Consider the following 17,281-nt stretch of genomic DNA (forward strand, 5'->3'; position numbering starts at 1 on the left):
GCGTTGTGATAAACTCTCGCCCTTGTCTTTATTGCACCCTGAGAGTTTGCCCCGTGGCCAAATCCACCGCCGTTTTTCTGCCCCCCGCTTTCCTCGACGCCACCCGCGCCATCATGCCCGCCGAGCTGGCGATGGACGATTTTATCGCCGCTTGCCAGCGCCCCCTGCGCCGCAGTCTGCGCGTCAACACGCTGAAAATCAGCGTCGCCGACTTCCTGGCGCTGGTGCAGGATTACGACTGGCGATTGGAGCCCATTCCCTGGTGCGCGGAAGGGTTCTGGATCGAGCGCGACGATGAAGAGCTGCGATTAGGCAGCGCCGCCGAACACCTGAGCGGTCTGTTCTATATTCAGGAGGCCAGCTCGATGTTGCCGGTCAGCGCGCTGTTCTCGGGCGACGCGGCGCCTACTCGAGTGCTGGACGTGGCGGCGGCGCCGGGCTCCAAAACCACCCAGATCGCCGCGTTGATGGGCAACCAGGGCGGCATCGTCGCCAACGAATACTCCGCCAGCCGGGTGAAAGTGCTGCACGCCAATATCAGCCGCTGCGGCGTGAAGAACACCGCGCTGACCCATTTCGATGGCCGGGTGTTCGGCGCTGCACTGCCGGAGAGTTTCGACGCCATTCTGCTCGACGCCCCCTGTTCCGGTGAAGGTGTGGTGCGCAAGGATCCGGACGCCATGAGCAACTGGTCGCCGGACAGCGTCGCCGAGATCGCCGCCACCCAGCGCGAGCTGATCGACAGCGCGTTTCATGCGCTGGCACCGGGCGGCGTGATGGTTTATTCCACCTGCACGCTCAATGCGCAGGAAAATCAGCAGGTGGTGCGCTGGCTGCTGGATACCTATGGCGACGCAGTCAGCGTCGAGCCGCTGGGTGAGCTGTTCCCCGGCGCCGACAAGGCGTTGACCGCCGAAGGCTTCCTGCACGTCTTCCCGCAGATTTACGACAGCGAAGGGTTTTTCGTCGCCCGCCTGCGTAAAAAACACGCCGTGGCGCCGTTGGCGAAGCCGACCTATAAAGTCGGTAAATTCCCGTTCAGCCCGCTATCCGGCAAAGAGGCGGCGCTGGTCGCCCAAGCCGCCGCCGCATCCGGCTTAACCTGGGGCGCTGACAGCCGGCTGTGGGAGCGCGATAAGGAAATCTGGCTGTTCCCGGCCGAGCTGGAGCCGCTGTTCGGCAAGGTGCGCTTCTCGCGCATCGGTCTCAAGCTGGCGGAGCGTTTTCCAAAAGGTTTCCGTTGGCAGCATGAGGCGGCGATCGCCCTCGCGGGCGCCGACGGCAAACCGCATTTCGAGCTGGACCCCGCGCTGGCGCAGGAGTGGTATCACGGCCGCGATCTCTACCCTGAGCAGCCGCCGGCGGGCGACGAGTGCATCGTCACCTATCAGGGGCAACCTCTGGGCATCGCCAAACGCATCGGCAGCCGTATCAAGAATAACCTGCCACGCGAGCTGGTGCGTGACGGCGTGCTGGATTTCCACCTGTAACGATAGCGCGCCGGGGAATGAAATTCCCCGGCAATAAAATAACGCTAATAATATTCCCATCGCTTTTCGTTATTATTCTAATCATTTCACTTTATCGGTATACCTCGCCCACAAGCCCCGCCAGCCGGGGAGTGAGAATAAAAAGTTTCTCGTTTTCATCAAGACAATTCCTGATTCTTATTCTATTAATTAAAGTGCAGCTAAATGAATACGTTCAACTCACCTCTGGGTGGCGTCTTTGCGGGCTTTCTCTCATACGGCAAGGAATTAAGATGAAAAAAACTCTGATGGCATTGACCTCGGTAGCAACCCTGCTGTGCGCCAACGGCGCGGCTAACGCAGCAGGCACCATTCAAGGCACGTTAGGCGTGACGCTGACCATCGGCGCCGGTTGCGTCGTGGGGGGCGGCAACAGCAGCGGTTCCGTCAACGACTTCGGCTCTATCAGCTTCGGTACTTACTCTTCACTGGCCAACATCATCGACGCCAGCGCCACCGGCGCAGGGGGAGCCGGTACGCTGTCATTGACCTGCACCACCGGCACAGACTACACGGTGGCGCTGGACAACGGGCTCCATGTCACTTCAGGCACCCAACGCCGCATGGCCAGCACGGCAGGCGCATTCATCAGCTATAACCTGTACCAGGATGCCGCACGCGCCACCGCCTGGGGCAGCGGCGCCAACGCGCTGACCGGCACCGGCACCGGCGCCGCCGTTCCGCTGATCGTGTATGGCCGCGTACCGGCGGCCGGTTCTACCCCGGCGGCGGACACCTATAACGACACCGTCACGATGACGGTCACCTGGTAACGGTGCGGCGCGCGCTTTGCTGCTGCGGATTATGGGCGTGCAGCCTGTTGGCGCAGGCCGACAGTAAGACCGCGACCCTCGGCGTCAGCGCGACCTTGCTCAGCGCCTGTGAGGCCGGCAGCAGCTCAGGCGGCAATGTCAGCTTCGGCACGCTGAATTTCGGTACGCTGTACTTTCTCAGCACCGCAACCAGCGTCGCCGGGCAGCAAAACGCCGGCGCCATTCGGGTGAAATGCACCAACGGCACCAGCTACAGCGTTCTGCTTGGCGGCGGGCAAAGCGGCAATACCGCTGCCCGCTACCTGCAAAGCGCGGCCGGCCAACGGGTGAATTACAACCTGTATACCAACGCCGCCCACAGCGCCATTTGGGATAATCTGACGGGCGTGTCACAAACCGCCAACGGTTCGGACAACTGGCTGCCGGTCTATGGCATGATTCCGGCGCAGTCCACACCCCCGACAGGCAGCTACACCGACACGGTACAGGTCACGATCAATTGGTAATGACGATGCGCGCTTCAATTTGCGGTTTGCTGCTCTGCCTGCCGCTTTCCCCGGCCCAAAGCGACACCGGCGTCAACGACTTGACCAAAAGCCAGCCGTTCACCGTCAATGCAACCGTGGTTAAAGGCTGCGTATTGGGCAGCGGCGTCAGTGACGTGACCACCTTCGGCACCCTGAACTTCGGCCAGTTGTCCTCGCTGAGCAATGCAGTCAGCGTCGTCTCCAGCAGCGGCGCCGGTTCGGTGCTGTTTCGCTGCAACCCGGGACTGAGCGTCACGCTGGCCCTCGGCGTCGGCAATCATGTGACCGGCTCCATCGCCGGCGGCAGAAAATTACAAAACGCCGTCACGTCGGAAACGCTGCTGTATCAACTTTATCAAGACAGCAACTACGCCACCCTTTGGGGAGATGGCGCTAACGGCGGCGCGGCGCAGACCGTCGCCGCCACCGGCAGCACGCAAGAAATCAAGGTTTACGCCCGTCTGTTTTCGACCAGTACCCTGCCCACCAGTGGCGTTTACAGCGATACGGTCTTGTTGACGGTCACTTATTAAGTTTTTTGCAATAAGGATTGAGTTATGCGCATACCCTTCCGTCTGCCGTTAACGGCAGCCTTGCTCCTGGCAAGCCAACAGCACGCCCTGGCCGCGGCTTCCATTCTCATTTGGCCGATCGATCCGGTGATTGAAGATCAACAGCAGGCTACCGCGCTGTGGCTGGAAAATCGCGACAGCAAACCGGTCTATATGCAAATTCGCGTGTTGGGTTGGAAGCAAACCGCCGGCAAAGACGATTACAGCAACCAAAGCGATGTGATCGCCAGCCCCCCGGTGGCGTCGATCGCGCCAGGCAAACGCCAGCTGATACGCCTGATCAAACAGTCGGCGCCGGCGGCGGGACAGGAGCGCGCCTATCGCATTTTGGTCGATGAAGTGCCGGTGAAAGAACAAGCGCAGGACGCCGCCCCCGGCGGTGCGGAGATGGGACTGAAATTCCAGATGCGCTACTCGGTGCCGTTGTTCGTCAGCGGCAAGGGTATTTGGACCAAACAGGACAGCGAAAAACCGCGCGATTACGCGACCGCCAGCCAACCCCAGCTCAGCTATCGTCTACAGCAGCAAAGCAGCGAACGCTGGTTGGAGGTGCGAAATCAAGGCGCAGTGCATGCCCGAATCTCGAAAGTGACGCTGCAAGGGCGCAGCCTAAATCCCGGCCTGATGGGATACGTGCTGCCCGGTTCACAGATGCGCTTCGCTTTGCCGCCCGCCGGCGGTTTCAGCAGCGGCAAGCTGATGGCCACGGTCAATGACAACAAACAGCCCGTAGCCATTCCGTCTTATTGAGGCCCAGGTGCAGCCGACAGGGAGGCTATCGACGCGGCGTTTCAACCTCAAGCCGCTGGCGTTTGCCATGCTGAGCATGGCGGCCGGCGGCTGGCTGCCGTTTGCGTTCGGCGACGATCTGCCCCCACCGCCCAGTGCCGTCAGCATGCCGGACACCACGCTGTATCTGGAGCCGGTCGTCAACGGGCGCCAAACCGGCAACGTCGTGCCAGTCAACTACCGCGGCGGCCATTACTACATGACGCCCCAGCAACTGCTCGACGCCGGGCTGCCGGTAGCGGATAAACAGGCGAAAGACATCGCCGTCGATCGGCTGGAGAAGGTGGATGTCAGCTACAGCGGCGAGAGCCAGCAGTTGCTGATCAACGTGCCCAACGACTGGTTGCCGCAGCAAACCATCGGCGCCCATTCACCGCTGCAACGCTTGCCGGCGCAAAGCAGCCTGGGTTTGCTGTTTAACTACGACATCTATGCCAGCCAAAGCAACGGCAATGGCCGACCAGGCTACCTGTCGGCGTGGAGCGAACAGCGGCTGTTCGACGGTTTCGGCGTCATCGCCAACACCGGCATCTACCGCAGCGGGTTTAACGGCGGGCCAAACGACGATGGCGGCCGCTATATTCGATACGACAGCTACTGGCGCTTCAACGATGACCAGCGGATGCTGAGTGTGATCGCCGGTGACTTAACCACCGGCTCGCTCCCCTGGAGCAGCGCCGTGCGCATCGGCGGCTTGCAATTGGCGCGCAATTTCGCGGTACGCCCGGATCTTATCACCTATCCGCTACCGCAGTTTTCCGGCCAGGCGGCATTGCCCAGCAGCGTCGATTTATACATCAACAGCTATAAAAACAGCACCACCAACATCAATCCCGGGCCGTTTACCCTCAACAGCGTGCCCTACATTAACGGCGCGGGTCAGGCCACGGTCGTCACCACCGACGCCCTCGGCCGTCAGGTCAGCACCACGGTGCCGTTCTACGTGGCCAGCAACCTGCTGCAGACCGGCATGAGCGATTTCAGCGTTTCCACCGGTTTGCTGCGGCGCAACTACGGGTTGAATTCTGCCGATTACGGGCAATGGGTAGGCAGCGCCAGTTTACGTTACGGCGTCACTGATTGGTTAACCCTGGAAGGACGCGCCGAAGGCGCAGCCGAATTGGCGGTCGGCGGCGGCGGCGCCGACATTCGCGTCGGACAATGGGGGGTTTTCAACGCGTCCTACAGCGTCAGCCAGGCCGGCGACGAAGCGTTTAACGGTGGCCGGCCGATACAATCCCCCACGTATTATGACCCGCTGACCGGCAGGCCGTTGCAACAGCCGGATCCCCAGCCCGTCTATCGCTACACCGGCAACCACGGCGATCAGAGCAGTTTTGGCTACACCTACAGCAACTCACGCTTCAGCCTCAACGCGCAACGTATCCTGCGCAGCGCCGATTTTGGCGACATTTCCGTGTATAAAAGCGACTACCGTCTGAGCCGCCGCACCGATCAATTGACCGGCAGCGTCAGCCTGGGCCGGCTCGGCAGCCTCGGCGCCGGTTATTTTGACGTACGCGACGCCATCGCCCAACGAACTCGCCTGATGAACCTGTCCTACAGTGTGTCACTTTGGCGCAACAGCAGCCTGTACGCCTCGCTGAACCGGGAAATCGGCAGCAGCGGTTACAGTGCCCAACTGCAGCTCTCCATTCCATTCGACAGTTGGGGTACCGCCAGCTTCAGCGCCGCGCGCGACAACAACAACCGCTGGAGCGAACGCGTCAGCTACAGCCGCGCCGCGCCGACTGATGGCGGTTTCGGTTGGAATCTGGCCTACGCCAATAACCCGAGCGGCGGCGATTACCGCCAGGCGGATCTGACCTGGCGCACCCGCAGGCTCGAAGCCCGAGCGGGCGTATACGGTACCCGTGATGAAACCAACCACTGGGGAGAAATCAGCGGTTCGCTGGTGGCGATGAACGGCGGCGTGTACGCCACCAACACCATCAACGATGCCTTTGCGCTGGTGTCCACGCAAGGATACGCCGACATTCCGGTGAGCTATGAGAACCAGCCGATCGGCAAGACCGATGCCCAGGGCTATTTACTGGTGCCGACCGTCACCTCTTACTACCATGCGAAATTCCAGATTGATCCGCTCAGCCTGCCCGCCGACGTCGCGCTGCCGACGGTGGAAAAAACCGTCGCCATTCGCGATCACAGCGGTTTTCTGGTCGAGTTCCCCATCCAACCCATCTCCGCCGCCGACGTCGAACTGGTTGACGAGCAAGGCAAACCGCTGGCCAACGGCAGCCAGGTGGCGGTGGTTGGCGGCCATCAGCAAAGCTATGTCGGTTGGGATGGCATGACCTATATCGACCCGGTGCAACAACACAATCGCCTGAGCGTGATCCCGGCCGACGGCGGCCCGCCGTGCCAGGCGGAATTCAGTCTGGCGAAGCCTCAGGGCATCCAGCGCGTCGGCCCGGTTGTCTGCCGCTAATTCAACGACGGAGAGTCACTATGTTTCGGGGATTGAAAGCCTTATTGTTAACCCTTTCGCTGCTGCTCTGTCAGCGCGCATTCGCCGACTGCGCCACCACCAACGGCACCGTCACCTTACCGGGGAGCAGCTCTTTCGTGGTCTACAATGGGCAGATCAACGCCCAGGGCACCGCCGGCCTCAACTGCACCGGCCTCGGCCTCAATTTGCTCACGCAAAACACCGTCACGGTCAAGATCGCCTCCACCACCAACAATATGGCGGTTGCCAACACCGACGGTTCCGGCGATAAAATCGCTTATCTGATCTACCCCGACGCCAACTACCAATATCCTTACAGCATCGGCCAAACCATCGACTACAGCTCGCTAAACCTGCTGTCGCTGATCCTGATTTCCTCCAACGTCAACTTTCCGCTGTATATCAAAACCACCGCCGGCGCCAACGTGCGCGCAGGCACCTATACCGACAGCATCAACCTGATCTGGAATTACCATATTTGCGGCCTGGGCGTGCTCGGCCTGTGCGTTTGGTGGGACGGCGTCGACAAACCCAGCACGGTCAGCGTCAGCGTCACCATCACCAAAGACTGCCTGATCGGCACCGCGCCCAACGTCAACTTCGGCAGCATGGCGTTGGTCGGGCAGTTCAATCCTGTCAATCAGAGCATCACCCTGACCTGCACCAAAACCGAGGGATACAACACCTATTTCACCAACGGCAATAACCCGGTCTCCGGTTGGCGACGCATGAAAAGCGGTACCAGCAATTTCATGCAGTACCAGATTTACTTGCCTAATACGACGACCGTTTGGGATAGCACCAACAAACAGAGCGGCGCCGGCACCGGCCTGGCGCAAAGCATCCCGTATAAGGCGGCGGTCAATGCGGCGCAGACGGAAGTGGCGGTCGGCAGCTATCAGGACACGCTCAGTTTTGTGGTGGAGTACTAGGCGTTGTGTTTTGCCGGCGTGGAAATTGTTTCCAAAATGTAATTTTTATGTGGCATTTTTTGCTCATTTGGCTATGCTCTTACCAATGGCCGAACTGGTCTAACCTCCTACCACACCATTGAGCAAGGAGTTCCCATGAGCAAAACCGTCGTAAAAATTGGCAGCTTCGAGGTCGATGACGCGCATCTTCACGCCGGCGCCGACCGCACCGGCACCCTGAGCATTCCCTGCAAGTCCGATCCGGATCTGTGCATGCAGCTGGACGGCTGGGATGAACATACCAGCATCCCGGCCATCCTCGACGGCAAACAGTCGCTGCTGTACAAGCAACACTACGATCGGCAAGCGGACGCCTGGGTGATGCGGCTGGCATGAAAATGCATCAGAACTGCTGACGACGCGCTGTTTTCATCGGAAACAGCGCGTTTTTTTATGCGATGGCGATGCCGCGGCCGGCAAAGAAAGGGGCGAAGCGGCTGAGCGGCAGGTGCACCCGCTCGCGCGTCGCCGGGCTGTCGCCCGAAGGATTGTGGAAGATCACGCTTTGCGCATCGGCGGCGGTGATCAGCACCAGATGCCCGCCCCGCTGCGGCGGCGTACTCTCCGGCCGGCGAATGGAGGGATGCACCGAGGCGATAAAGTAGCGGCATTCATGAAGCAGCGCCGGCACCTCGGCGGCCTCTAGCCCCACCTTCACCTCCGCTTGCAGCGCGAACTGCTCGCGCACATACTCGACGAACGGCGCATAAATCAGCCCCTTTATCCGCTCACCTTCGCGTACATAGGCGCCGTAGGGCAGGCTGCGGCGCGCCAGCTCCAGCAGCGGCGGCGCTTCGCCGTCGCGGTGGCCCAGCACCATTTTCAGGCAGGCCATGCCGCACACGTGGTTGGCCCACTCGACGTACTCTGCCCGATCGCGGGCGCCGCTGCGCGCCCAATTTTCGTCTTGCGCCAGCGTCGCGCGGCCGGCGATCAGATCGGCGGCCAGCTCCGGGCTCGCCCACTGGCACTCGTAGGGAACGGCGCGCATAAGATTAAAATTTGTCGACGACTTTGAAATTCATCAGCACCAGCGTCATGTCCGGCGAGAACAGGTCATACTCTTCGAAGAAGCGCTGCAGCTCTTTGCGCCAGTGCGCCAGCGAGCGATCGCCCTCGCCTTCGGCAAAGGCGTGCGCTTCATCAACCTGATCGTAAGTTTTCATTTCCACCGCGGTCAACTCGACTGCGCAAACCGGCTCACCCTTGCCGTCCACCACCAGGAACAGATCGCCGGCCTGTGGGATCCCTTCGCCGTCCAGGTTAGAACAGGTGGCCGTTTTGGTGCCATTGAGGATCAATTGCACGACTTCATCGGCCTGCTGCTCGGTATCGCCGAACGCCCAGCGCTCAAGGTGCTCGTATTTCTGTGGAATTGCCGTCGCCATGATTATACCTTTAGGAAAAATGCATCAATGCAGACAGGATAGTACAACGTATTGCCGGCCGTCTGCATCCGTCGCAAGCGCGACTGCGCGTTTTGCCAGCGCCACTTTTACGCGTTTTTACCTTTCTTCGCTGTGCCTGCCGCGCTGCCGGGCGCATACTGTGAACATTATTCACCCAATGGCGACCGCCAGGCGGTAACATGCAGCAAAATGACATCGATGCTGACGATACCTTCAGCGATTTACTCAACGGCGTCGCGTTAGTGACGCTTGTCCTCATCACCCTCGCCGGCGGGTGGTATTTCAGCTAAAAGGGGCGCAACGTGGCAACAAAACGCATGGGCAACAAGCTCAGTAAAATGGTCGTGGTGCTGCTGCTGATCTGCCTGGCGTTGCTGCTGTTGCGTTGGGCGGCGATCGCCTTCGGTTAATGCCGCGAGACGACACCGGCCGAACGCCGGCGCCCTGTTCATCGCCGCAGTGGCGCGGTCGGCTCCAGCAACTCCTGCAAATAGGCCAAACGCGCCTCCCCCTGAAGCAACCAGCGGCGACACAGCCAATGCTGCGTTTCACCCGTGCGGCTCAGGCGGTAGTACTCCGCCAAGGTTTCGACCCAGTTCATGATGTTTTCTCCTGCTTTTCGACACCGTCAGTATTGAGCGTAAAAACCAGAAGAAATACTGATGGCTTGTTTTTTATGCTTCCTGTTTTAGGCGGCGGGTAGCGAAGCCGCAGTTCAGCTGTTACATTGGGCAAAAATCAACCCACCGAGGTGTAGACCATGACGTTCTCGGAACAGGAGATTAAACCCGTATGGGATGAGGTCGCACGCCTGATCGGCGACGGCGTGATGCAGCTGCGCCATCGCGGTGAAGCGCTGTCGGTGGAAACGCTGGAAAAACATCTGGCGCGGCAGTTGGCGGACAGCAACGATATCGAACGGCGCATCCTACTCGGCGCCGCCATCAACATGCTGAAAGGCGGAAAATGAATCGCCAACCGAAAAGGTTGGCGATTCGACAGAAGCCCGAGGTATGCAAGCCCGGCCTTCTGCGCGCTACTATGTCACGCTAATATGACGTAATTAATAGGAATTGTCGGGTTTTTGCCCAAAACGCCCTATTTTTGTTGCCTGCATTACGCCAACACGAAATCGCCGGCATCCAGCGGCTGCCCCACCACTTTCACCAGGAAGTCGTTGCCGTCAAAGGCGCCGCCCAGGTTGATCGCCACATCGCTGACGTGATTTTGCTCATCGTAGCTCAGCTTCGCCTCGCCCGCCTTGCCGCTGAACTGATCGACGAAGCGGATGCCGTCGGCGCTGCCGGTGTTGAACAACGTCAGATCGATCTTGTCCTCGCCGCGCACGAAGTCGCGGATCCAATCCGGCGCCGCCGCCGTCGACTCATCCGCCGCAAAGTAGACGAAGGTGTCCTTGCCGGCACCGCCCCACAGCTGATCCGCCCCTTTGCCGCCGTACAGCACGTCATCGCCCGCGCCGCCCTTGAGCACGTTATCGGCGGCGTTCCCGACCAGCACATCGTTACCCGACCCGCCGATGGCATTTTCAATCGTCACGCCTGCGGCGATAGACACATTGCCTTTCAGGCCACCAACGTCCGAGAACGCCTTTTCATTCAGGTTGATGCGCTGATTTTGACCGAAGCCGGAGAAGTCGAAGGTGTCGTTGCCGCCGGCATCCCAAGCGGTGAAAATTATCTTGTCCTGCGCGCCGGTGGCGGTGAGGAAGTCGCGATCGGTGTTGGAATTGAATCCGTAAACCGTATCGCCGGTGCGGGTGTCCATGTTGGCACCGTAGAAATGCTGGATCGCCGTGATGTCGTTGAGCAACGGCCCGGAAGAGTACGCGCCTTTAAAGTCCTGCCCGGTGTTACTTTCGCTGAAATAGCTCATCAGGCTGTGCGCGCGGCTGTCCTCAAAGTAGGTCGCGTCTTTAGCGTAGGTGATGCTGACGCCCGGCGCGGCGTTATAGTCGCCCGGGTGCTGCAACCCCAGCGCATGGCCGATTTCATGGGTGAAGGTCTGGCGACCGTACTCGTTCTCATGGATCTGGTTGTTGACGAAGGTATGGTTCTTGGCGTTATACCAGGTTTGCCCGGCGACCGAAGGCGAGGTGTCCGGGTTATACGCAAAGGCATAGGAGCCGCGCGAGCTGTAGTCGAACAGGCCGAATTTGATGTTGGCAGCGGCGGTGTTGCTGGTTTCGGTGAAGGTGATGTTAGCCACGTCTGACCATGACTGCAGCGACAGTTTAGCCTGCTCGCGCTGTTCGGCGTTAAAGCTGCTGAAGCCGCTGATGCCCATGCTCGACATGTTGCCCGGCGCCTTTTCCCAGAAGCTGTAGGTCAGAGAGACCGGCGTGTCGGTCACGCCCTTGTCGTGCCAACTGCGATCGCCGCGCACCAGCTCCAGGCCGGCGTTTTCGAACGTTTTCGACGGATGAAGCACGGTAATGGTGTCGTCTTCATCGGGTTTATAAGCGCCCAACAGGGCTAATACGCCTTCGGCCTTAACGGAAGCATTGCTTGATGACATAACCTTATCTCCATATTCGTCAATTCAATCGGGGGGATGCCCCAACTGGCGGATTGCCTGAACGGCAGCGGCCCGGTGTTGAATCAATACGGGGATATCGGTAATGCGGTGGCGCCTTCCCTCGGCACTCTGAATGAGAACGATAATCCCTTAAGAGAAAAGAATAGACACATTTTCGTCGAGTACAGAATTTTCTCAGATAAAGTCCGACTATGCATTTGCGCCATACGAATGATTTTCAAGATAATCATCAGCATTATCACGATGAGCGGAAAAAAGCATAAAAAAACCGGGGCAATCCAACCCCGGTTATCCATAAGAAACTCTGGACTCAGACTAACCAACCGAGCAACAGCGTCGCGCCAATGACCGTGGAAGCGCCGCCAATGCGCGTGGCGATTTGGGCGAATGGCATCAGCCCCATACGGTTCGACGCCGACAGGATCGCCACATCGCCGGTGCCGCCCAGGCCACTGTGACAACAGGTGACGATTGCCGCCTCCACCGGGAACATCTTCAGGTAAGGCGCAATCAGGAAACTGACCAGCCCCATCGACAGCACCACCGAGCCGCAGACCACCACATAACCGACCGAGAACACTGCCACCACGCTTTCCAGCGGCACGTACAGCATGCCCAGACCGATCATCAGCGGCCACACCAGCGCCGTGGAGACGAACTTGTAGAAACTGTGCGCGCCGGTTTCCATCGAGGCCGGGATCACCCGGCAGTACTTGCACAGCACCGCGAACAGGATCATCAGCACCGGGCCGGGAATATGCACGATGTGTTCGAACAGGCCGCCGACGATAAAGAAGGCGCAGATCACCAGCAGCCCGCCGCCCATCAGTTGGAAATCGACGTTGCCGCTTTGCTCCTTGATGGCGAACATCGCGTTCTCCTGCGCCGAACGGATCAGCATGCCGTCGCCGCTCAGCGTCTTGCGCTGCATGCCGATACGCGCCAACACCCCGGCGGTCACGATGGCGAAGATGTTACCCAGCACCGCCGCCGGCGCCAGCTGCGCGACGTAGACGTCCGGCGTCGAGCCCAGGATCGCCGAATAGGCCAGCGACAGCGGTAAAATCCCCTCGCCGATGCCGCCACCGATGATTGGCACGATGATGAAGAAGAAGGTGTGATAGAAGGTAAAGCCGAACAGCTTGCCCACCAGCAGCCCGGTGATCACCGCCGTGATCGTACCCACCACCAGCGGCACGAACATGCGAATCATCCCCTGGATCAGGATCACCCGGTTCATGCCGAGAATGCTGCCGACCACCAGACTGGCGATGACGAAATAAAGCAGGTTGGCGTCTTTCATCAGCAGATGGACGGTGCCCATAACGTTGGGCTGGAAGACATTGAAATAGACCAGCACCGAAGGCACCATCAAACACAGAATGGCCGGCCCGCCGATATCGCGCAGCACGGGAATGCTTTTTCCCAACTGAGCCAGCGCAAAGCCCAGCGTCATTATCACTGCCAGGCCGCCGATCATATTTTTCGGCAGGAAGTTGGCATAGGCGGAAATCGCCACGATGGCGCAAATCGTGATAAACAACGCGATCGGTACCGCGCCGATATCTATTTGACGAAGTTGATTAATTAATCCTGAGGATTCGGACGATGCCGTATTTTTATCACAGGCCAGTTCTGCATTTATCTGTTTCATTATTCACCCTGCTGACAAGCGTACAGTACGGTTAGATTCACCTGGCGCAACATCCCGCCATTGCCAAGCAAAAACAAATGATTACGAAAAATCCTATTGTGGATTTCGCTTTTTCTAATAAGAAATAAAACAGTAGACAGCCCTGAAGATATGATAAAAAATAAAAATGCAAAACTAAATTACACCGACGGAATTCAATATTGTGACCCTCCGCCAAGGTTGGTTTTAATTAATTATCGTCAGCATTTTGTAATTAAAGTAAGCAGGTTTAAATTCGCTGCTATGCTATAGGAGGGCGAAAAAGCCCCCTGATTTATTAATAAAGAACCGGAAACGCAGTAGCTGAATCCGGTCAGCTTGATCCGAACCTTAATCCTGCGCGCGGCACCGCTCGGGAAAGAGGCATAATATGACTCATAAGGAAGTAGAATATGTCTTCACGCGCTGTTACCCCACAAACTCTCGCTCGCTACGGCATCCATCAGGCCGCCGATATCGTCTATAACCCTAGCTATGAATTGCTGTTCGCCGAAGAAACCCGCGCCGACCTGCCGCCGCTGGAACGCGGCACCCTCACCCAACTGGGTGCGGTCAACGTCGCGACCGGTGAGTTCACCGGCCGTTCGCCGAAGGACAAATACATCGTGCGCGACGACACCACGCGCGATACCGTCTGGTGGTCGGACAACGGCACCGGCAAGAACGACAACCAGCCGCTCTCGCCGGAAGTCTGGCAGCATCTGAAGACGCTGGTGGGCAACCAGCTCTCCGGCAAGCGTTTGTTCGTGGTGGACGCGTTCTGCGGCGCCAACGCCGACACGCGCCTGAGAGTGCGCTTCATTACCGAGGTGGCCTGGCAGGCGCACTTCGTGAAAAACATGTTTATCCGCCCAAGCGACGCCGAACTGGCGGACTTCGAGCCGGACTTCGTGGTAATGAACGGCGCCAAATGCACCAACCCGGACTGGCAGCAGCAAGGGCTGCATTCGGAGAACTTCGTCGCCTTCAACCTGACGGAACGCATGCAGCTGATCGGCGGCACCTGGTACGGCGGCGAAATGAAAAAAGGCCTGTTCTCGATCATGAACTACCTGCTGCCGCTGAAGGGCATCGCCTCGATGCACTGCTCGGCCAACGTGGGCGAGAAAGGCGACGTGGCGGTGTTCTTCGGCCTGTCCGGTACCGGCAAGACCACCCTTTCCACCGATCCGAAACGCCAGCTTATCGGCGATGACGAGCACGGCTGGGACGACGACGGCGTGTTCAACTTCGAAGGCGGCTGCTACGCCAAGACCATCAAGCTGTCGCCGCAGGCGGAGCCGGAAATCTATCAGGCGATCCGCCGCGATGCGCTGCTGGAAAACGTCACCGTGCGGGCCGACGGCAGCATCGACTTCGACGACGCCAGCAAAACCGAGAACACCCGCGTCTCCTATCCGATTTATCATATCGAGAACATCGTCAAACCGGTGTCCAAAGCCGGCCATGCGCGCAAGATCATCTTCCTGACCGCCGACGCCTTCGGCGTACTGCCGCCGGTATCGCGCCTGACGCCTGAGCAAACCCAGTACCACTTCCTGTCCGGCTTCACCGCCAAGCTGGCCGGCACCGAGCGCGGCATCACCGCCCCGACGCCGACCTTCTCCGCCTGCTTCGGCGCCGCTTTCCTGACGCTGCACCCGACGCAGTACGCCGAAGTGCTGGTGAAACGCATGGAGGCCGCCGGCGCCCAGGCTTACCTGGTCAACACCGGCTGGAACGGCAGCGGCAAGCGTATCTCGATCAAAGATACGCGCGGCATCATCGACGCCATTTTGAATGGCGACATTGAACAGGCCGACACCTTCACGCTGCCGATCTTCGGGCTGGCAGTGCCGACAGCGCTGCCGGGCGTCGATCCGTCGATCCTCGATCCGCGCAAAACCTACGCCGACGAATCGCTGTGGCAGGAGAAAGCGCAGGATCTGGCGCAGCGCTTTATCGATAACTTCGCCAAATATACCGTCACCCCGGCGGGCGAAAAGCTGGTGAACGCTGGGCCGAAGCTGTAACGCAGACGTTTTGCATCCTGTTGTTCAAGGGCCGATTCGTCGGCCCTTTTTTGTATTCACGCTTCCGCCAGCAAACCCGGCATCACCAGCGCCACCGCCGCCGCGATGCGCTCGTCGATCGCGCTGCCCGGCGGCAACAGTCCCAGCGTCATCTGCCGTAGCGGTTCGGCGATGGTCATCGCCAACAGCAGGTCGCTGGTTTGCGCCCAGTCGCGCGCACGCAGCCAGCCGCACTGCTGCTGGCGCTGCAGCCAGTCCGCCACCGTAGCCCGGCCGCGCTGAATGCCGTTGCGCTGATAGCTGTCCAGCAGCGCCTCGCGCCCCGGAAACTCGCTTTGCAGCAGCCGAAACATCCCTACCGCCTCGGCGCTCAATACCTGCTGCGCGATGGCCTTCAGCCCCTTTTCCAACAGCGGCGCCACCGCCTCCCACCGCCCGGCATCCTGGGCGAAGGCCGGCTGAAACGCCTCGGTCCAGCCGCTCACCGCCTGCGCGACCAGTTCGTCGCGATTGGCCGCAAAGCGATACAGGGTTTTTTTAGCCACCCCGGCGCGTTTCGCCACCGCGTCCACCGTTGCTGCGGCATAGCCGCCGTCGAGCAGCAACGCCAGCGTCGCTTGCGCCAGCGCGGCGCGCAGCGCCGTTTCCGGCGTGGCCGGCCGGCCGCGAGCGCGCGGCGGTTCTTCATTCGGGTTCGCCATATTTATTCCTCACAAGCATTGACAGACTCAGCATACCGGCATAGTTTTATTTTGGAAACACAATTCGTTTCCAAAATAAAACAGGAACCCATTATGACACATCCTTCCCTGCTGGCGCCCTGGGGCGTTAACGATATCAACGAGTTGCTCAAGCCTGAACCACTGCGGCTGGAGATGGGGCTGAGCCGCAGCGCCGACGGCCTGCTTACCGTCGCGGTCCGTACCGATCTGCACGGCTGCAAGGGGCGCATGCTGGATTGGTGGTTCACCTTCTTTGAGAACACGCAGCACATCAACTGGTGGCACCCGCACGATCACGTCGAACATCGCGGCTGGGATCGCCATTGGAAAAAAGGGGAAAGCTACGTCGGCGCCAGCATCGAAGCGGTCGAATGGCTGGCGGAACTGCCGCCGGTCGCGGCACGCCTCAAGTTTCACGCCGCCGAGGACTTCTTCGCGCCGCAGCCGCTGCGCCAGGCGCGTGATGCGCAGGCGCTCTCCGCCGCCGTGTGCGCGCGCATCGGCTTCGGCGATCAGGTGGCGTTGGATGACAACGGCGATCCCTGCGACGGCGAGATGCTGCATCTGGCGCGCGATACGCCGTACGGGTGCGTGCTGCGCAGCCGTTTCCTGCTGGGTAAAGCCTGCGCCAACGCCCACGACGAACTCTCGGACGACATCGGGTTTAACCTGATGCGCCACTGCTACAACGAGTTCAGCTATCTGGCACAGTTCCTGCCGTCGCTGTACTACGCCGAAAACGGCCGCGAGCCGGCGCCGTTACTCTGGTAAGCCACCGGCGGGGCCTGTTATTTTTTCGCGATGCCGCTATAGTGATTTTCATCGCCATTCCCGCGTTTATGACGGAGAACTCATGGAAAATCCAGGCTATAGCGGCGGCTGCCTGTGCGGACATATTCGCTTTCAGGTGCACGGCCTGCCCGGTAACCCACACAGCTGTTCCTGCGAATTTTGCCGGCGCCACTCCGGTGCACCGACGCTCTGCTGGGTCGAATTTCCGCGTCAGGCCGTCGAGTGGAACGGCCCGGGCGGCATGCCCACGCTCTACCGCTCTTCCCCCTATTCCAGCCGCGCCTTTTGCCCGCGCTGCGGCAGCACGCTGGGAGCGATCGACGACGAGCCGACGGTGGCGTTGAGCACCGGCAGCTTCGATCGGGCCGATCTGCCGGAGCTGCGCCCGGCCTCGCACGCGTTCGCCGATGTTTGCCCCGAATGGTGGCATATCGACGGCATGCGCTGAGCACCTCACAGTTCCCGC

General features: G+C 59.9%; 19 protein-coding genes. 13 read left to right on the forward strand and 6 right to left on the reverse strand.

Annotated features, from left to right (window positions below):
• Positions 1-53 precede the first annotated feature (53 nt).
• From rsmF to ACJ8J5_RS12610, 8 genes are all read left to right on the forward strand, one after another.
• Entirely contained in the window at positions 54-1,490 is a 1,437-nt protein-coding gene (rsmF, locus tag ACJ8J5_RS12575; protein WP_414104678.1) for a 16S rRNA (cytosine(1407)-C(5))-methyltransferase RsmF, read from the forward strand.
• Between the two features lie 272 nt (positions 1,491-1,762).
• Positions 1,763-2,302 (forward strand): Csu type fimbrial protein, encoded by a 540-nt coding sequence (locus tag ACJ8J5_RS12580; RefSeq protein ID WP_060432935.1) that lies wholly within the window; start codon positions 1,763-1,765, stop codon positions 2,300-2,302.
• A 2-nt stretch (positions 2,303-2,304) separates the two neighbouring features.
• Positions 2,305-2,808: a Csu type fimbrial protein gene (locus ACJ8J5_RS12585; RefSeq protein WP_060432934.1), complete on the forward strand. Its 504-nt coding sequence runs from the start codon at positions 2,305-2,307 to the stop codon at positions 2,806-2,808.
• A gap of 5 nt (positions 2,809-2,813) precedes the next feature.
• Positions 2,814-3,362: a Csu type fimbrial protein gene (locus ACJ8J5_RS12590; protein WP_230201380.1), complete on the forward strand. Its 549-nt coding sequence runs from the start codon at positions 2,814-2,816 to the stop codon at positions 3,360-3,362.
• A gap of 24 nt (positions 3,363-3,386) precedes the next feature.
• A complete protein-coding gene (locus ACJ8J5_RS12595; protein ID WP_060432932.1) occupies positions 3,387-4,151 on the forward strand; it encodes a fimbrial biogenesis chaperone in 765 nt (254 codons plus the stop codon).
• 67 nt (positions 4,152-4,218) lie between these two features.
• Positions 4,219-6,639: a fimbria/pilus outer membrane usher protein gene (locus tag ACJ8J5_RS12600; protein WP_227255594.1), complete on the forward strand. Its 2,421-nt coding sequence runs from the start codon at positions 4,219-4,221 to the stop codon at positions 6,637-6,639.
• Positions 6,640-6,659: 20 nt separating this feature from the next.
• Positions 6,660-7,592, forward strand: coding sequence for a Csu type fimbrial protein (locus ACJ8J5_RS12605; protein WP_025302579.1), 933 nt, complete (start codon positions 6,660-6,662; stop codon positions 7,590-7,592).
• A gap of 135 nt (positions 7,593-7,727) precedes the next feature.
• On the forward strand, positions 7,728-7,967 hold the full coding sequence (locus tag ACJ8J5_RS12610; protein ID WP_025302578.1) for a DUF1480 family protein: 240 nt from the start codon (positions 7,728-7,730) through the stop codon (positions 7,965-7,967).
• Between the two features lie 55 nt (positions 7,968-8,022).
• Here ACJ8J5_RS12610 and ACJ8J5_RS12615 read toward each other — a convergent pair whose 3' ends face one another.
• Both ACJ8J5_RS12615 and ACJ8J5_RS12620 read right to left on the reverse strand, forming a co-directional pair.
• Positions 8,023-8,622: a C39 family peptidase gene (locus ACJ8J5_RS12615; protein WP_025302577.1), complete on the reverse strand. Its 600-nt coding sequence runs from the start codon at positions 8,620-8,622 to the stop codon at positions 8,023-8,025.
• A 4-nt stretch (positions 8,623-8,626) separates the two neighbouring features.
• A complete protein-coding gene (locus ACJ8J5_RS12620) occupies positions 8,627-9,019 on the reverse strand; it encodes an ASCH domain-containing protein (protein ID WP_004931522.1) in 393 nt (130 codons plus the stop codon).
• A gap of 338 nt (positions 9,020-9,357) precedes the next feature.
• On the opposite strand from ACJ8J5_RS12620, the gene yniD reads away from it, so the two are divergent.
• Positions 9,358-9,450, forward strand: coding sequence for a small membrane protein YniD (gene yniD / locus ACJ8J5_RS12625; RefSeq protein WP_016928013.1), 93 nt, complete (start codon positions 9,358-9,360; stop codon positions 9,448-9,450).
• A gap of 38 nt (positions 9,451-9,488) precedes the next feature.
• Here the strand turns inward: yniD and ACJ8J5_RS12630 are convergent, their stop codons facing one another.
• The gene (locus tag ACJ8J5_RS12630) at positions 9,489-9,641 is read right to left on the reverse strand and encodes a hypothetical protein (protein ID WP_173888701.1); all 153 of its coding nucleotides are present in this window, start codon (positions 9,639-9,641) and stop codon (positions 9,489-9,491) included.
• A 159-nt stretch (positions 9,642-9,800) separates the two neighbouring features.
• Here ACJ8J5_RS12630 and ACJ8J5_RS12635 point away from each other — a divergent pair, with 159 nt between their 5' ends.
• Positions 9,801-10,010, forward strand: a complete 210-nt coding sequence (locus ACJ8J5_RS12635; RefSeq protein WP_004931526.1) for a hypothetical protein — start codon at positions 9,801-9,803, stop codon at positions 10,008-10,010.
• Between the two features lie 146 nt (positions 10,011-10,156).
• On the opposite strand, the gene ACJ8J5_RS12640 is transcribed toward ACJ8J5_RS12635, so the two are convergent.
• Positions 10,157-11,575, reverse strand: coding sequence for a serralysin family metalloprotease (locus tag ACJ8J5_RS12640; RefSeq protein WP_193402487.1), 1,419 nt, complete (start codon positions 11,573-11,575; stop codon positions 10,157-10,159).
• 331 nt (positions 11,576-11,906) lie between these two features.
• Entirely contained in the window at positions 11,907-13,250 is a 1,344-nt protein-coding gene (locus ACJ8J5_RS12645) for a 2-hydroxycarboxylate transporter family protein (RefSeq protein ID WP_049204063.1), read from the reverse strand.
• A gap of 431 nt (positions 13,251-13,681) precedes the next feature.
• Between ACJ8J5_RS12645 and pckA the strand changes: the two genes are divergently transcribed.
• A complete protein-coding gene (gene pckA, locus ACJ8J5_RS12650) occupies positions 13,682-15,301 on the forward strand; it encodes a phosphoenolpyruvate carboxykinase (ATP) (RefSeq protein WP_350428410.1) in 1,620 nt (539 codons plus the stop codon).
• A 56-nt stretch (positions 15,302-15,357) separates the two neighbouring features.
• Here the strand turns inward: pckA and ACJ8J5_RS12655 are convergent, their stop codons facing one another.
• Positions 15,358-16,002, reverse strand: a complete 645-nt coding sequence (locus ACJ8J5_RS12655) for a TetR/AcrR family transcriptional regulator (RefSeq protein ID WP_049204082.1) — start codon at positions 16,000-16,002, stop codon at positions 15,358-15,360.
• Between the two features lie 93 nt (positions 16,003-16,095).
• Between ACJ8J5_RS12655 and ACJ8J5_RS12660 the strand changes: the two genes are divergently transcribed.
• Both ACJ8J5_RS12660 and ACJ8J5_RS12665 read left to right on the forward strand, forming a co-directional pair.
• Positions 16,096-16,794 (forward strand): DAPG hydrolase family protein, encoded by a 699-nt coding sequence (locus ACJ8J5_RS12660; RefSeq protein ID WP_025302572.1) that lies wholly within the window; start codon positions 16,096-16,098, stop codon positions 16,792-16,794.
• An 82-nt stretch (positions 16,795-16,876) separates the two neighbouring features.
• Positions 16,877-17,263 carry a GFA family protein gene (locus tag ACJ8J5_RS12665; RefSeq protein ID WP_049209154.1) on the forward strand — a complete coding sequence of 129 codons (387 nt, stop codon included), beginning with the start codon at positions 16,877-16,879 and terminating at the stop codon, positions 17,261-17,263.
• Positions 17,264-17,281: the final 18 nt, after the last annotated feature.

The organism is Serratia sp. CY43202 (assembly GCF_052168755.1).
GTDB lineage: Bacteria > Pseudomonadota > Gammaproteobacteria > Enterobacterales > Enterobacteriaceae > Serratia > Serratia bockelmannii.

Coding starts and splice junctions, on each gene's coding strand:
- ACJ8J5_RS12660 (WP_025302572.1), top strand. CDS start 16,096: ATGACACATCCTTCCCTGCTGGCGCCCTGGGGCGTTAACGATATCAAC.
- yniD (WP_016928013.1), top strand. CDS start 9,358: ATGGGCAACAAGCTCAGTAAAATGGTCGTGGTGCTGCTGCTGATCTGC.
- ACJ8J5_RS12590 (WP_230201380.1), top strand. CDS start 2,814: ATGCGCGCTTCAATTTGCGGTTTGCTGCTCTGCCTGCCGCTTTCCCCG.
- ACJ8J5_RS12580 (WP_060432935.1), top strand. CDS start 1,763: ATGAAAAAAACTCTGATGGCATTGACCTCGGTAGCAACCCTGCTGTGC.
- ACJ8J5_RS12645 (WP_049204063.1), bottom strand. CDS start 13,250: ATGAAACAGATAAATGCAGAACTGGCCTGTGATAAAAATACGGCATCG.
- ACJ8J5_RS12605 (WP_025302579.1), top strand. CDS start 6,660: ATGTTTCGGGGATTGAAAGCCTTATTGTTAACCCTTTCGCTGCTGCTC.
- ACJ8J5_RS12595 (WP_060432932.1), top strand. CDS start 3,387: ATGCGCATACCCTTCCGTCTGCCGTTAACGGCAGCCTTGCTCCTGGCA.
- ACJ8J5_RS12600 (WP_227255594.1), top strand. CDS start 4,219: ATGCTGAGCATGGCGGCCGGCGGCTGGCTGCCGTTTGCGTTCGGCGAC.
- ACJ8J5_RS12665 (WP_049209154.1), top strand. CDS start 16,877: ATGGAAAATCCAGGCTATAGCGGCGGCTGCCTGTGCGGACATATTCGC.
- ACJ8J5_RS12620 (WP_004931522.1), bottom strand. CDS start 9,019: ATGGCGACGGCAATTCCACAGAAATACGAGCACCTTGAGCGCTGGGCG.
- ACJ8J5_RS12640 (WP_193402487.1), bottom strand. CDS start 11,575: ATGTCATCAAGCAATGCTTCCGTTAAGGCCGAAGGCGTATTAGCCCTG.
- ACJ8J5_RS12655 (WP_049204082.1), bottom strand. CDS start 16,002: ATGGCGAACCCGAATGAAGAACCGCCGCGCGCTCGCGGCCGGCCGGCC.
- ACJ8J5_RS12630 (WP_173888701.1), bottom strand. CDS start 9,641: ATGAACTGGGTCGAAACCTTGGCGGAGTACTACCGCCTGAGCCGCACG.
- pckA (WP_350428410.1), top strand. CDS start 13,682: ATGTCTTCACGCGCTGTTACCCCACAAACTCTCGCTCGCTACGGCATC.
- ACJ8J5_RS12615 (WP_025302577.1), bottom strand. CDS start 8,622: ATGCGCGCCGTTCCCTACGAGTGCCAGTGGGCGAGCCCGGAGCTGGCC.
- ACJ8J5_RS12610 (WP_025302578.1), top strand. CDS start 7,728: ATGAGCAAAACCGTCGTAAAAATTGGCAGCTTCGAGGTCGATGACGCG.
- ACJ8J5_RS12635 (WP_004931526.1), top strand. CDS start 9,801: ATGACGTTCTCGGAACAGGAGATTAAACCCGTATGGGATGAGGTCGCA.